Source organism: Halomonas hibernica (genome assembly GCF_013183775.1).
Classification (GTDB): Bacteria; Pseudomonadota; Gammaproteobacteria; order Pseudomonadales; family Halomonadaceae; genus Vreelandella; species Vreelandella citrativorans.
The window spans coordinates 524,156-537,217 of the sequence record NZ_VIFN01000001.1 but is presented as its reverse complement, the minus strand read 5'-3'; the positions used below and the strand labels follow the sequence as shown (position 1 = coordinate 537,217).

Sequence of the window (13,062 nt, the reverse complement as noted above, 5' to 3'; positions counted from 1 at the left end):
CGTTTGCGTTATTAACCTACCGCTGGTCTTCTACAGGTGCTGTCCAAATCGGCACATCCTCACGTTTGGGTTCTTGCCAGTCCTGCTGCATCGCGCTATTAAGTGACTCCTCCAGTTTCATAAATAGCTCACCATAACGCGGGCTAAAGCTGATGCCGCCTTCGATCTCTTTCCAAGCCTCAAACAGTTCGTCTTCATGGGCTTCTTCAACTTGACTTCTTCGCCAACCAATATATTGTACTAGTACGCTAGTACGGCATTCAACCATTGGTGCGCGCATGTCTATATCCAGTTCTACCGATGATGTTTACCAAACTGAATTGATTAATTTCCTTGTGGCCATTCATAGCTCTGAGGCCATGAATGAAGCACTTGAAAGCCTTCTGACGCCTGCAGAGTACCAGGAAATCAGCAAACGCCTGCAGATTTTTAATTTACTGCGTGATGGCGTACCACACCGCAAAATTGCTGAATTGCTGGGAGTCGGCATTGCGACGGTTTCTCGCGGCTCGCGCGCGCTAGGCACTTCTCACTCATTACTGGATCGCTGAATCATGACTATCCACGCTCAATCAGATGCTGGCCCGCGTCCGTTTACTCTGTCGCGTAAGCCCCACTACGTCACGCTTGCCGCAGACTGTGACTTTTTTGGCCTATTCAAAAAAATAGAGAAGCAGTTCGATACCTGTTACATGCTTGAATCGCTGGGTGAAGACAGCCACATCGCCCGTCATTCAATCATTGGATTTGATCCTGAATATACCATTTACGCGAATGGCCAAACGCTGACCATCGAGGATCGTGCAGGCAAGGCCGAGCACTACCCAAGCGATAATCCTTATGAATTACTGCGCAGCCTGATCCCGCAAAATATTATTTCGCGAAAATATGCCGGTGGGCTAAGCGGCTATTTAGGCTACGATGCGATGCAGTACTTTGAGCCTACGCTTTCTTTAAAAGCCAATGATGACTTCGATACGTTTCGCTTTGGGCTTTATAAAGATGGGCTTATCCTCGATAAGATGACCGGCGAGGTAACCTACTTCTATTACGACCATAGCCGCTCTGATTTCCTGCAAACGCTTATCGACGCTGAGGATATCGAGAGCGACGACCTGAAAATTACCGCGCTTGGCGACACCATGAGCCAAGCAGAACACGCCGCAGCGGTCGCCAAGGTCAAGCAGGATATTATCGACGGCAAGGTGTTCCAGTGTGAAGTCGGGTTTAAAAAGCGCTTTCGTATCGAGGGCGATACGGTCGCTCTGTACGACCAGCTGCGCACGATTAACCCTTCTCCTCAGATGTACTACATGAAGTTTGGTGATCAGAAGCTGGTCGGTGCAAGTCCCGAGCTTCTCTTCCGCTTGCGCCAGGGTGAAATGGAAACTTTCCCGCTGGCAGGCACCACCACCCGAGGCCAAACGCCCCAGGAAGATACTCAGCTGGCCCGTACCCTGCTTAACGATCCTAAAGAGATTGCCGAGCACAATATGATCGTTGATCTACATCGCAATGATATTGGCCGGGTTGCCCAGTTTGGCACCGTAAAAGTGCGCAGCCTGATGGACATTAAGCGCTTTAGCCATGTTCAGCATATTTCCAGCGAAATCGTCGGCATTATTGCCGAGGGCGAAGACATGTTTAGCGCCTTGGCCAGCAACTTCCCTGCGGGCACGCTTACCGGTGCGCCCAAAATTGAAGCCATGAAAATTATCGATGACCTGGAAAACGATGGCCGAGGCCCTTACGGCGGCGCGGTTGGCCAGTTTTCGTTTAACGGTGACTGCACTTTTGCGATCCCGATTCGCACCGTGTTTGTCAACGGCGAGCGGGCCTATGTGCAGACCTGTGGTGGCAACGTGTTTGATAGTAACGCCGCCGATGAGTATGAAGAAATACGCCGTAAATTTGCCGGCACGCGTAAAGCCTTAGCCCCCTTTATGGATTCGGAGAGCCTGGCATGAAAGTGTTAATCATCGATAACTACGATTCGTTCACCTACAACCTGTACCAATTTATTGGCGAGATTCTCACCACAGAAAAAAACCGTGGCGCGGTCAATGATTTTGAGATTGTGGTAAAGCGCAACGACCAGATTCAATTTACCGATATTGTGGCGATGGCGCCGGACCGTATTATTATTTCGCCGGGGCCTGGCTCGCCAGACGACCCACGCTACTTCGGCGTCTGCGCAGAGGTCATCAAAGAGCTGGGGAAGACCACTCCGCTGTTAGGTGTCTGCCTCGGGATGCAGGGAATTGTTCATGTGTTTGGCGGCCAAGTGGTGAAAGCACCGCTTCCCATGCACGGCAAGATCAGCCCCGTTACGCATACCCAGCAGTCGGTATTTAAAGGCGTGCCGGACCAGCTTGAGGTGATGCGCTACCACTCGCTAATTGCTGATGCAGGCTCGTTACCCGAGTGCCTGGAAGTGACCGCTGCGGTGGGTAGTCTGGAGGCGATCCACTTTGAACAGCGAGAGCACTGGGAAGCCACTGGGGAGTTCGAGCTGATGGGCGTCAAGCACCGCGACTATCCGATCCACGGCATTCAGTTTCACCCCGAATCCTTTGCCACCGAAGGGGGTAAAGAACTGATTGCCAACTTCTTGCTGGCATAATTCATCTTAAAACACGCCACAAAAAAAGCGGGAGGCCGTTTAATGACGTCTCCCGCTTTTTAATGTTGGCGAGAGGTTTAACGCCCCTTACCTTCATCGCCTAATGTAAATGAGGGCGGATCACTGGCTGGAAAGGTGTCATCAACCGTGTCGTCCACCCCTCCTTCCGTCCAGTCGCCATTGACGTTATCAGCCGAGTAAACCGTGTAGTTTTCAGCCAGTGTCCACTGACCATCACACTCTTTCAGGTCATGCCGTTCGACCCAGATACGGCTTCCCCCTGCCTTGAGTATCTCAACTTTTGTTTCAGCACTGTCATCTGAAACCGTGCCTAGCGCACTACCGTCCTGGGTATAAACGGTGGCATCTTGAAGATTATGCTCTGCCATCATAAGGTCCTCCAATGATATCCAAGTATCAATACCTTAGTTGGCACTTTCACGAAGGGACAAGGTATTTTCAGCAACTTTACCTTATCGCAATTTTTTGATTCCCAAGTCTCCTTCACTTATTTTGAATGTTTCCTGGCTAATCCATGCAAGCGCTTAAAAAGCCTAGCGTTTCGTTTTGGGACGCGGCGCCTTTCCTCGCGCGGCAGGTTTACCTGCCCCGGGCTGCCCTTTACCAAAAGACTTACTACTACGCTTGCCTTGGGCTGCAGGTTTGCCCCCTGCTGCGGTTTTTGCGTTAGGGTGCGCTTTGGAAGTACCGGGCTTGCCCTTGGTGTTTGAGCGCGTTTTACTGCCCGCCGCTTTGCCAGCACTAGCGGATTTTGCCCCCGCTCCCGGTTTTCCCTTACGTGGACGTTGCCCAGTAGGTGCCCGAGGCTTGCCTTTCGGCTTAGCCGGCGCTGCACTACCGTCAGCGCTCTCCGTCAGGGCAACGATGGTCTCCACCTCTTTGGGTGTTAAATCACGCCAGTCACCCAGTGCCAACCCCTTCAAAGACACATTCATGATCCGCGTGCGTATTAATTGGGTAACGTCATAACCGAAGTATTCGCACATCCGGCGTATCTGGCGATTTAACCCCTGCACTAGCGTGACAGTGAACACAAAAGTGGACACTTTCTTCACTTGGCACTTCTTGGTGACCTGGCCAAGAATCGGCACCCCCTTTTGCATCCCCTCAACAAATTCCTCCGTAATCGGCTTATTAACCGTTACCTGGTACTCTTTTTCGTGATTGTTGTTGGCACGGAGAATTTTATTAACCAGATCCCCATTATTGGTTAAAAAGATCAGCCCTTGGGAGTCTTTATCCAGCCGACCAATGGGGAAAATACGTGCTCCATGCTTTACAAACTCAACAATATTGTCTTTTTCACTCGATTCAGTCGTGCTCACAATACCGACAGGCTTATTGAGCGCAATCAGAATAAAGTCCTCTTCCTCCTGGGGCTCAATTTCCTGACCGTTCACCTTTACACGGTCACCAGCCATTACCTGGTCACCGGTTGTCGCACGACGGCCGTTGATCCAGACATTGCCCTGCTCTACATAGCGGTCTGCCTCACGGCGCGAGCAAAGGCCGCTTTCACTAATATATTTATTGATTCGAGTCGATTTTCGTAATGACATAACACGCCGTAAGGCTAAAAGTGGATAAAAGCGCCGCTAGAAAGAGGAGCCAGGCTGTTCTAGAAAGGCGATTTCTTCATCGCTGGACGCTCTCCCCAATAGCATATTGCGATGAGGGTAACGACCAAAGCGGTCAATAATCGCCTTATGACGAACTTCAAAATCAAGATTGTTTTCAAGCCCAGACTGGTCGAACAGCACCATTGCCTGGGCATGAATCGTTTTCGATTCACTATGCATATAGGGCATATATAAAAAGCTGCGCTCTTCAGGCGTTAACGCCATGTCGGCACCTGCTGCCACGGCTTCCTGGGCGAGAGCAAGCGCGAGCGCATCAAACGCAAACGCGCGGGCATTATCGCGGTACATATTGCGCGAAAACTGATCAAGCACAATAATTTCGGCCAGGCGCCCCTGCGGTGTATCCCGCCATGTATAACATTCGCACTGGGCAACATGGCCGTGCAGCTCTCCAAAACGCGCCATGATAACGGCGTCCATCTCGGCGTCTTTCTTAAACCACTGCGCCGGGGTTAGTTCATTAAACCAGAACTGCAACACCGCTTGAGCATCCAAATTCATTGCCGCCTCCTGAGAACATACATAAATGCCGCCAGCCGTACTGGCGGTATACGCATTTCTAATGTTGCCGCTAATTAACCCGTATTGCGCAGCCCCGCCGAGATACCTGCCATGGTCACCATTAACGCCCGGGAAAGGTCGCCGCTGATTGCACCATCGGCGTCGCGGTTACGCTGTAAAAGCTCAGCCTGCAACCCGTGCAGCGGGTCAATGTAGGGGTTACGCACATCAATGGCCTGGCGGATCAGTGGCGTCTTCTCAAGCAACTCATCCTGCTCGAGTATTTCCAGCACCACGTTTTCCAACCGCTCAAAACGCTCGCGAAGCTTTTTGCCCAGGGCTTTTAAGGATGGCTCATCCACTAGCCGGTGCTCATAGTAAGCCGCAATGGCCACATCAGCTTTGGCCAGTAACATTTCCAACATATCCAGATAAGTGCCAAAAAATGGCCATTGATCGCGCATGTCCTGGAGCAGCTCGCGTCCGCCGGGCTCTTCCAGGCGCTGCAGGAACGCTTCACCGCTGCCTAGCCATGCGGGCAGCATTAGGCGAATTTGGGTCCAGGCGAAAATCCACGGAATCGCACGCAGCGTTTCAACGCCACCGTCCTGGCGCCGCTTGGTGGGGCGTGACCCCAGCGGCAACCTACCGAGTGCCCCTTCTGGCGTTACCGCACGGAAGTAAGGCACAAAGTCAGGGTCCTCGCGCACCACGCCCACGTAACCGACGTGCGCAATGTGGGCGAGCTTATCCATCTCTTCGCGCCAGCGGGGGTCAGGCGCCGGTGGCGGTAGCAAGGTGGCTTCAAGCACCGCGCAAGCGTAAATTTCCATTGACCGCAGCGCGATATCCGGCTGGCCAAACTTGAAGCGAATCATTTCCCCCTGCTCGGTCACCCGCAAACTGCCGTTTACCGAGCCCGGCGGCTGCGACAAGATCGCTGCGTGAGCGGGGCCGCCCCCACGGCCGACGGTGCCGCCGCGGCCGTGGAACAGGGTCAGGTCAACACCGTGCTTTTCACACACATTCACCAGCGCTTCCTGAGCCCGATACTGCGCCCAGGCCGCCGCCAGTTGCCCGGCATCCTTGGCAGAGTCGGAGTAGCCGATCATGATTTCCTGACGGTCATTAATCAGTGCTCGGTAACCAGGCAGCGACAGGAGCTGTTCGATAACCGCACCCGCGTGATCCAGGTCGTTGAGGGTTTCAAACAGGGGTGCAATGGGCAGCGTGACTTGGCCACCCACCTCTTTCATTAACAGCGCAACGGTCAACACATCTGACGGTTCGCCCGCCATGGAAATAATGTAGGTACCCAGTGCCTCTGAATGCTCCTGGGCGATGACCTTAAAGGTATCCAGCACTTCACGACACTCGGCAGAACACTCCCAACGGCGTGGGATCAGGGGTCGGCTAGACGCCAGCTCTTCCAGTAGGAATGCCTGGCGCTGAGCTTCGTTCCACTCCTGGTAGTGTCCCAGGCCTAATGTGCTGGTGAGTTCTTCGATCACTTGGGCGTGGCGGCTGGCTTCTTGACGTAAATCCAGCTTGGTCAGCGTGACTCCAAACACGGCGACACGGCGCAGCGTATCGAGCAAGGCACCATTGGCAATGGTGTCCAAACCCACATCGCATAAAGAGCGGTAGCAGGCCAGCAGCGGCGCATAAAGTTGGTCGCGGGTTTCAATAATCGGCCCGCCGTCGTAATTGCGGCCATCCAGCTTCGCCTTGGCCCAGTCCCGGGTTGCTTCCACCTTGGCTAAAAGGCGTTTAAGCAGTTCGCGATACGGCTCGGCGACATCTCCCACTTCTGCTTTAAGTGCGCTATTGGCTTTCCACATGGAAAGCTCGGTTTTAAGCTGTTCCAGGTCGCGCAGGTAAAGGTCTGCGGCCATCCAGCGCCCCAGAAGAAGCACTTCCCGGGTGATCCGTGAAGTAACATTAGGGTTGCCGTCCCGGTCGCCTCCCATCCATGAAGCATAGCGAATGGGTGCGGCATCCAGCGGAAGGCGCTCACCGGCAGTATCCAGCAGTAAATTATCCAGATCACGATGGAAGTCAGGCACGGCTTGCCATAGCGAGTTCTCGATAACCGCAAACCCCCATTTGGCTTCATCAACCGGGGTTGGCCGCTCATGGCGAATTTCATCGGTATGCCATGCCTGGCTAATCAATTCTTCTAACCGCCCGTGCGCGCGCTTACCACGCTCTGGATAGTCTCCAGAACCTTCGATGGCGGTTAGGCACTCATCAATTGCGTCGTATTTTTGGATTAGCGTACGGCGAATAACTTCTGTCGGATGGGCAGTAAGCACCAGCTCCACCCGCATATTGGCGAGTGTTTCGACCAGCTTACGCGGTGAATTACCCGCCAGTTGGGCCCGCTCAAGCAGTCCGTTGAGGGTCGGCTGGGTGCCGGGTTTGTAGTCTTCTACACGGCGAAAACGTGCGCGATAGTGCTGCTCGGCAATATTGGCAAGATTCAAGAACTGGTTAAAAGCACGCGTAACAGGTAGCAGGTCACGCTCAGGTAACTGGCGTAAATACTCAATAAGTGCGCGCTGCTGGAGTGAGTCACCTTGACGACCTTGCTTGGCATGCGCTCGGATCGTCTCAATTTTATCTACAAATGCCTGTCCCAGGTCGTCCGCTATGGTGCGTCCCAGGCTATCTCCTAAAATGCGTACGTTATCGCGCAGCGATTCGTGCAGGTCGTGACTCATTGGCAAGGCCTCCTAGCGGGGTCGCGTCATTATTAATGATCAATTTATGCTTTATTCTTGATGTTTAGCCGCCTGCCAGTGAGCTTCCATCTCGTCCAGCGAGGCTTCCGTTATCGGTCGATGGGCCGCGTTTAAGGCATGCTCAACATAGCGAAAACGGCGTTCAAATTTACGATTGGTGCCACGCAAGCACTGTTCAGGATCAGCACCCAGGCTACGGGCTAAATTGGTTACCGCAAACAATAAATCACCTACTTCTTCCTGAGCATGGCGTGTATCCCCTGTCGCCAGTGCTTCTTCTACCTCATCCAGCTCTTCACGGATTTTATCCAGAACGCCCTGCGTATCGGGCCAATCAAAACCTGCCCGGGCCGCGCGCTTTGAAAGCTTGTTCGCACGGCTTAACGCGGGCAACGTACAAGGCACGTCATCAAGTACCGAAGGCGCCTCAATGACACGTTGGGCGCGCTCTTCCGCCTTAAGTGACTCCCAGCGCTGATTAATCTGTTGGGTCTGTAGCGCTTCAGCGCTAACACCTGGCGGCCTACGCGAGCCAAGCGTACCCTCCGGAAACACATGCGGGTGCCTGCGCAGCATTTTAGCCGTCAACGTATGTACGATATCGTGAAAATCAAAGCGCTGCTCTTCTGCACCAAACTGAGCGTAATAGATGACTTGAAAGAGTAAATCGCCAAGCTCCCCCGGCAGCTCATCAAAGGCGCGCCGCTCAATGGCATCGGCAACCTCGTAGGCTTCTTCCAGCGTATGGGGAACGATACTGTCCCAGCCTTGCTTAATATCCCACGGGCACCCTTGCTCGGGGTCGCGCAGTACCTGCATTAATGTCAGCAGGTCATCCAGATCATAGCGCATCAAGCCGCTCCATATTAGGCACCTTTTTCAGGGTCTGCGTTTCGCAGGCGGCGCACTTCGGTCACATTGGGCAGTTGCTGAATACGTGAGAAGAGCCGCCCCAAAGATTCAAGTCCATCCACTTCTAACGTAATCCTCAGGCGAGCGATGCCTTCGTTGGTATCCGTTAGCGTATTCACCGCCAGCACATTGACTTTCTCATTGCCTAGAAGGCCCGTCACATCGCGCAGTAGGCCCGAGCGGTCCCAGGCCTGGATTTCGATAGTGACCGGATAACGCGTATGGGCGCGCTCGCCCCACTCTACTTCGATGATACGTTGGGGCTCTTCCATACGCAGTTGGAGGATATTGTTGCAGTCCTGACGGTGTACGGTAACCCCTCGCCCTTGGGTGATAAACCCCACAATCGGCTCACCCGGAACGGGGCGGCAGCAGTTAGCCATGCTGGTTTTAAGATTGCCCACGCCAAGCACGGTAATGTCACTTTTAGAGGGCTTGCTCGGCTGTTTGCGCGGTTTGGCAAGTAAACGTTCCAGCTGTTCCTGATCGTCAGTCTCGCCAAATAACTGCTGGGCCTGGTGTAGTACCTGCCCAATACGCAGGTCGCCTGCCCCGATAGCGGCATACATATCATCAGCGTTTTGATAATTAACCGCGTCGGCCAATTTGGGGAGATCCAACTGGTCGACATCAAGACGGCGCATTTCTCGCTCAAAAAGTACCCGGCCCTCTTCCAGGTTTTGGCCTCTGGCCTGATGCTTAAACCATGCCTGAATTTTGGCGCGCGCTCGTGACGTGCGCACATAGCCAAGATTAGGATTGAGCCAGTCGCGGCTTGGCCCGGCTTTGGTGGCGGTAAGAATTTCCACCTGCTGGCCCGTTTTAAGCTCATAGGTCAGCGGAACAATGCGCCCGTTAATTTTGGCGCCCCGGCAGCGGTGGCCAATTTCGGTATGAACCCGATACGCAAAATCAATCGGGGTGGCAATACGCGGCAAGTCGATCACATGACCGTCAGGCGTAAAGACATAGTTGCGGTCGGGGGCCACGTCACTTGAAAGCCCTTCGCGCAGATCACCAAAATCACCCACTTCGTCCTGCCACTCAAGCACTTGACGCAGCCAGGCAATTTTTTCTTCGTAGCTACGGCTTTTCGCGTTGGTATCGTGCCCTTTATAACGCCAGTGGGCACATACCCCGAGTTCTGCGTCGTCATGCATGGCGAACGTGCGGATTTGAATTTCGAGGACTTTATTCTCAGGCCCGACCACTGCGGTATGAAGCGATTGATAGCCGTTCTTTTTAGGGTTGGCGATATAGTCGTCAAATTCGTCTGGAACATGGTGCCAGCGCGAATGCACAATTCCTAATACGGTGTAACAGTCGGTGACCTCTGGCACCAAAATACGCACCGCACGAACGTCGTGTACGTCAGAAAAATTGATCCCTTTGCGCTTCATTTTACGCCAGATCGAGTAAATATGTTTGGCTCGGCCGCTCACGTCATGATGGGTAATATGCTGGGCTTCCATCAACGTTTTAATCGTTTCGACCACGTCGCGGATATAGTGCTCTCTATCCAAGCGCTTCTCAGCAAGCAGCTTGGCGATCGCCTTGTACTCATCTTCGTGCAAATAGCGAAACGACAGGTCTTCAAGTTCCCACTTGATTTGCCCCACCCCTAAGCGATGCGCGAGGGGCGCATAAATGTCGGCGACTTCGCGGGCTACCTGCAGACATTTTTCAAGCGGAGCATCCTTGACCTGACGCAGCGCACAGGTGCGCTCGGCGATTTTAATAAGCGCAACGCGAACATCGCTCACCATGTTGACCAGCATTTTACGCAGGTTTTCCTGCTGGTTATGCTGTGCCATACCGTGGTTGGGCGCGAGTGGATAGCTGATGGCGGCCATTTGCAGGACGCCATCAATTAACCTGGCAACTTCACTGCCAAACCGCTTGGAGACGGCCTCCAGACTCAACAGACCTTCGCGCACGGCGCGATAGAGCACTGCCGCTTCCAGGGTCGCCTGGTCAAGCGTTAGGTCTGCCAAAATGTCTGCCATTTCAAGCCCCATACGAAAGCTTGAACCAGGAGATAACCATTCACGATGAGTACGAGGCGCCTCACGTTCGAGTTGCTCTGCCAGTTCGCAGGCTTCAATAAGGCGCTCAGGATCACTTAGACGCACATCTTCTTGCAGGCGCGTTAACCATTGTTGTATGTCTACCCTGCCGCTATCCATTAGCGGCTGGTCTTCACGCACTTTCACCATGACTCTTACTCATCCCTTCAGGGTATTCATCTTGACGGCGAATACCGTGGCTTGATGCGATAGGCGGACTAGCCTTCGTACTCGAAAAGCATAAGCGATTCCATATGTGCAGTGTGCAGGAACATATCCGCCACTGCTACTTGCTTAATACGATAGCCTGCACGAACCAGATGCGCCGCATCACGAGCAAGCGTTGCCGGGTCACACGACACATACGCAAGCCTGGGCACGGGGTAACGGCCCAGTGCCTTGCACACTGTTTCTGCACCGTTACGCGGTGGGTCCAGCACCAGTGCGTCCAAGTGCTGCTGAGTTTTCAACAAGGCTTCAACCGCTGCGCTATCGCTTAAATCAGCCTGTTGAGCACTTACCTCTAGCCGGTTACGCGCTGCATTGCTGCTGATGCGCGCCACCATTGAAGCGCTGCCTTCAACGGCATGTACCCTGGCACCGCTCGAGGCGATGGGCAGGCTAAAGTTGCCCATTCCGGCAAACAGGTCCATAACATGCTGGCCAGGCGCAGGAGCCAGCCATTTCACCACGTGCGCCACCATTTGTTGATTGACGTCAGCATTGACCTGTAAAAAATCACCGGGAGCAAAGGTGAGCGTGAGCGGTGGTTGGCCTTCTATCTGCAGGGTCTCTTCCAGCACCGGTTCAGCGCTGTACCAGTGTAGACTGGCAGACTCGCGACCCAGCCACGCGCCAAGCGCAACCCCTTGCTGCCTGGCAAACGCCTGCCAGCGCTCGGCATCCAGCGCATGTGCTTTCAACTGGCGAACCAACAGCACGCATTCCGACGCGGTCGCCAAGAGTTCGATGTGGCCCACCAGACGCGGCGCCTCAAGCGTTGCTAACAAGGCCCTCAAGGGAGGCAAAAGCGCTTGCAAGGGCTCCACCAATACGTGGCACTGATGAATATCGACTAACCGATGACTATGGGCTGCGCGAAACCCCAGCAACACGTTACCCTGCCCATCTATTTTGACGCCGAGTCGCGCCCGGCGGCGATAGTGCTCTGTACTGCCATGAAGCAGATGGGGAGTGCCAAGCTCAATACCCTGGCGAGCAAACAGCTCGCACAGTACGTCTTGTTTATGCGTGCGCTGTGCCTCAATCGCCATATGTTGCAATTGGCAACCACCGCACTGGCCAAAATAAACGCAGGGGGGCTCAACGCGCTGCTGCGAACGGTGCAGTAGCGCTTTTACATGCGCTTCATCAAAACGTTTGCGGTTGACATGCACGGCAGCGTCAACACGCTCGCCGGGAAGCGCCCGGTCAATAAACACGGTTTTACCTGTGGCGTCATGCGCAACTCCCCGGCCATCATGCGCCAATCGCTCAACCACCAGCGCATCACTCGTGTCAGAAGCGCTTGTTGACTTAGCAGCGGGCTTGCGTACCAGCCCTGATTTGCCTGATGCAGCGCGCGATGGGCGCCGCTTACCCAGCATGGCCATTTATAGCTCCGGGCCGAATAGGCCCATTGAGAGGTAACGATCCCCCCGATCACACACAACAAACACGATGACCGCGTTTTCGACCTGTTCCGCAATACGCAACGCACCCGCCAGGCTGCCGCCCGATGAAACACCCGCTAGAATGCCCTCTTCACGGGCCAAACGGCGCATGTTGCTTTCAGCCTCTTGCTGGCTAATATCCAGCGTAATATCTACTCGCGGAGCTTCAAAAATCTCGGGCAGGTACGCCTGCGGCCAACGGCGAATACCGGGAATGCTGGCGCCATCGGAGGGCTGCAAGCCGACAATCTGAATAGCGTCGTTCTGCTCTTTAAGGTAGCGAGATACGCCCATGATAGTGCCGGTGGTGCCCATGGAGCTTACAAAATGGGTAACCTCCCCCTGGGTTTGCTGCCATATTTCAGGCCCCGTTGTACGGTAGTGCGCCAAGGGGTTGTCTGGATTGGAAAACTGGTTCAGCGGCTTGCCTTCGCCCCGTTCAATCATGGCATCGGCAATATCCCGGGCCTCCTCCATACCACCGGCCTTACTGGCAGAAATCAGCGTGGCGCCGTAAGCCACCATGGCCTGCTTACGCTCCTCGGAGGCATTTTCAGGCATCACCAGGACCATGGTGTAGCCTTTGATAGCCGCCGCCATGGCGAGCGCAATACCGGTATTTCCCGAGGTTGCCTCGATCAGGGTATCGCCTGGCTTTATTTCTCCACGCGCTTCCGCTTCATTCAACATCGAAAGCGCGGGACGATCCTTTACCGAACCAGCGGGATTGTTGCCTTCAAGCTTCGCCAACAGCGTATTGTTGCGCCCAGCAGTGATCCGCTTCAAACGCACCAAGGGAGTGTTGCCAACCACATCCTCTAGCATGGGATAATTCATCACACGTTCCTTATCATTACCGTTATGCTGCATTATATCGGTGCT

12 protein-coding genes are annotated in these 13,062 nt (G+C 54.1%); 3 read left to right on the top strand and 9 right to left on the bottom strand.

Translation table 11 applies throughout. The features are described 5' to 3' along the window. Positions 1–16: 16 nt before the first annotated feature. Positions 17–280, bottom strand: a complete 264-nt coding sequence (locus FKN99_RS02525) for a hypothetical protein (protein WP_253926943.1) — start codon at positions 278–280, stop codon at positions 17–19. Between FKN99_RS02525 and FKN99_RS02520 the strand changes: the two genes are divergently transcribed. Genes FKN99_RS02520 through FKN99_RS02510 form a run of 3 tightly spaced genes read left to right on the top strand, consistent with a single transcriptional unit; the run spans position 279 to position 2,623 of the window. Next, on the top strand, positions 279–551 hold the full coding sequence (locus FKN99_RS02520) for a Trp family transcriptional regulator (protein WP_172116422.1): 273 nt from the start codon (positions 279–281) through the stop codon (positions 549–551). The genes FKN99_RS02525 and FKN99_RS02520 overlap by 2 nt on opposite strands. A 3-nt stretch (positions 552–554) precedes the next feature. Further along, a complete protein-coding gene (locus tag FKN99_RS02515) occupies positions 555–1,967 on the top strand; it encodes an anthranilate synthase component I family protein (protein ID WP_172116421.1) in 1,413 nt (470 codons plus the stop codon). Next, positions 1,964–2,623, top strand: coding sequence for an anthranilate synthase component II (locus FKN99_RS02510; protein ID WP_172116420.1), 660 nt, complete (start codon positions 1,964–1,966; stop codon positions 2,621–2,623). Before FKN99_RS02515 ends, FKN99_RS02510 begins: the two co-directional genes overlap by 4 nt. 77 nt (positions 2,624–2,700) lie before the next feature. On the opposite strand, the gene FKN99_RS02505 is transcribed toward FKN99_RS02510, so the two are convergent. The 8 genes from FKN99_RS02505 to cysM all read right to left on the bottom strand — a co-directional run bounded on the left by FKN99_RS02505 (position 2,701) and on the right by cysM (position 13,017). After that, positions 2,701–3,015 carry a hypothetical protein gene (locus FKN99_RS02505; protein ID WP_172116419.1) on the bottom strand — a complete coding sequence of 105 codons (315 nt, stop codon included), beginning with the start codon at positions 3,013–3,015 and terminating at the stop codon, positions 2,701–2,703. A gap of 162 nt (positions 3,016–3,177) precedes the next feature. Next, on the bottom strand, positions 3,178–4,203 hold the full coding sequence (rluF, locus tag FKN99_RS02500; RefSeq protein ID WP_172116418.1) for a 23S rRNA pseudouridine(2604) synthase RluF: 1,026 nt from the start codon (positions 4,201–4,203) through the stop codon (positions 3,178–3,180). 36 nt (positions 4,204–4,239) lie between these two features. Then, positions 4,240–4,785, bottom strand: a complete 546-nt coding sequence (locus FKN99_RS02495) for a DUF924 family protein (RefSeq protein WP_172116417.1) — start codon at positions 4,783–4,785, stop codon at positions 4,240–4,242. Positions 4,786–4,859: 74 nt separating this feature from the next. Beyond that, the gene (gene ppc, locus FKN99_RS02490) at positions 4,860–7,508 is read right to left on the bottom strand and encodes a phosphoenolpyruvate carboxylase (RefSeq protein WP_172116416.1); all 2,649 of its coding nucleotides are present in this window, start codon (positions 7,506–7,508) and stop codon (positions 4,860–4,862) included. 51 nt (positions 7,509–7,559) lie between these two features. After that, the gene (gene mazG / locus FKN99_RS02485; protein ID WP_172116415.1) at positions 7,560–8,381 is read right to left on the bottom strand and encodes a nucleoside triphosphate pyrophosphohydrolase; all 822 of its coding nucleotides are present in this window, start codon (positions 8,379–8,381) and stop codon (positions 7,560–7,562) included. A 14-nt stretch (positions 8,382–8,395) separates the two neighbouring features. Continuing rightward, positions 8,396–10,657: a GTP diphosphokinase gene (gene relA, locus FKN99_RS02480; RefSeq protein WP_172116414.1), complete on the bottom strand. Its 2,262-nt coding sequence runs from the start codon at positions 10,655–10,657 to the stop codon at positions 8,396–8,398. A 68-nt stretch (positions 10,658–10,725) separates the two neighbouring features. Then, positions 10,726–12,120: a 23S rRNA (uracil(1939)-C(5))-methyltransferase RlmD gene (gene rlmD / locus FKN99_RS02475; protein WP_172116413.1), complete on the bottom strand. Its 1,395-nt coding sequence runs from the start codon at positions 12,118–12,120 to the stop codon at positions 10,726–10,728. After that, positions 12,121–13,017 carry a cysteine synthase CysM gene (gene cysM, locus FKN99_RS02470; RefSeq protein WP_172116412.1) on the bottom strand — a complete coding sequence of 299 codons (897 nt, stop codon included), beginning with the start codon at positions 13,015–13,017 and terminating at the stop codon, positions 12,121–12,123. Between the last annotated feature and the right edge of the window lie 45 nt (positions 13,018–13,062).

Excerpts from the sequence above, each read along its gene's own strand:
- FKN99_RS02520 (WP_172116422.1), top strand. The coding sequence starts at position 279 with ATGTCTATATCCAGTTCTACCGATGATGTTTACCAAACTGAATTGATT.
- FKN99_RS02525 (WP_253926943.1), bottom strand. The coding sequence starts at position 280 with ATGCGCGCACCAATGGTTGAATGCCGTACTAGCGTACTAGTACAATAT.
- FKN99_RS02515 (WP_172116421.1), top strand. The coding sequence starts at position 555 with ATGACTATCCACGCTCAATCAGATGCTGGCCCGCGTCCGTTTACTCTG.
- FKN99_RS02510 (WP_172116420.1), top strand. The coding sequence starts at position 1,964 with ATGAAAGTGTTAATCATCGATAACTACGATTCGTTCACCTACAACCTG.
- FKN99_RS02505 (WP_172116419.1), bottom strand. The coding sequence starts at position 3,015 with ATGATGGCAGAGCATAATCTTCAAGATGCCACCGTTTATACCCAGGAC.
- rluF (WP_172116418.1), bottom strand. The coding sequence starts at position 4,203 with ATGTCATTACGAAAATCGACTCGAATCAATAAATATATTAGTGAAAGC.
- FKN99_RS02495 (WP_172116417.1), bottom strand. The coding sequence starts at position 4,785 with ATGAATTTGGATGCTCAAGCGGTGTTGCAGTTCTGGTTTAATGAACTA.
- ppc (WP_172116416.1), bottom strand. The coding sequence starts at position 7,508 with ATGAGTCACGACCTGCACGAATCGCTGCGCGATAACGTACGCATTTTA.
- mazG (WP_172116415.1), bottom strand. The coding sequence starts at position 8,381 with ATGCGCTATGATCTGGATGACCTGCTGACATTAATGCAGGTACTGCGC.
- relA (WP_172116414.1), bottom strand. The coding sequence starts at position 10,657 with ATGGTGAAAGTGCGTGAAGACCAGCCGCTAATGGATAGCGGCAGGGTA.
- rlmD (WP_172116413.1), bottom strand. The coding sequence starts at position 12,120 with ATGGCCATGCTGGGTAAGCGGCGCCCATCGCGCGCTGCATCAGGCAAA.
- cysM (WP_172116412.1), bottom strand. The coding sequence starts at position 13,017 with ATGAATTATCCCATGCTAGAGGATGTGGTTGGCAACACTCCCTTGGTG.